2 protein-coding genes are annotated in these 668 nt (G+C 33.2%); one reads left to right on the top strand and one right to left on the bottom strand.

Going from position 1 to position 668, the window contains the following annotated elements:
• Positions 1-156, bottom strand: a 156-nt coding sequence (locus tag ABEA77_RS33845) for a MobA/MobL family protein (RefSeq protein ID WP_425588457.1), incomplete at its 3' end; no start/stop codon positions are given.
• 313 nt (positions 157-469) lie between these two features.
• Here ABEA77_RS33845 and ABEA77_RS33840 point away from each other — a divergent pair.
• Positions 470-668, top strand: a 199-nt coding sequence (locus ABEA77_RS33840; protein ID WP_345655992.1) for a restriction endonuclease, incomplete at its 3' end; no start/stop codon positions are given.

Here is a 668-nt window from a genome sequence, read left to right as displayed (position 1 = left end):
AGGAGCATGACTAGGGGCAAGAATCATAGCTTCAGGTTGAACATCTCTTTTATAAAATTTTGCTTCACCTGTCTGTTCATCTATTAATTTTTCACCACTTCGATATAAAGCCGAAGCAATAGCCGATTGACCTTTACCTCTTGAAATTACCTGCATTGAAAAATGATAGATTGCCATATGGTTTCACCTACTTTTTTTGGACACAACGTGAAAGTTTTTTGACCTTCCGAAGAAATTCGGAAGGAGGGATTTTGTTGCAAAGCAACCGCACACACCAAACCGGTGTATAAGTGCGCCCTTATCATTCTATTCTAAGGGAAATGCTACCATATTCTATTCTTGTAGTCTATAATTTAAAGTAGGTTAATTTGCAAAAAAATAAAGTTTTTTTTAAAGGGGAATCAATATTTTGACACCTAAACTAACATTACTCTCTTTAATAGCAATCATTTGGGTTTTAGTTATTTTTTTGATATATGAGATAAAAAATTCTAAAAAAGAAAAATTAGAGAAAGAATTAGAAGCACGTTTAGCTCAAGCAGGAATTAAAGAAATAGACAAAATGGATGGTATCGAATTTGAACACTATTTAGTAATTCTATTTAAAAAGCTTGGGATTCAAGCAAGACGAACACCCTCATCTAATGATTTTGGCGCCGATCTCATAT

The organism is Streptomyces tremellae (genome assembly GCF_039540215.1).
Lineage (GTDB): Bacteria > Actinomycetota > Actinomycetes > Streptomycetales > Streptomycetaceae > Streptomyces > Streptomyces tremellae.
This window is presented reverse-complemented; position numbering and strand designations above follow the sequence as displayed.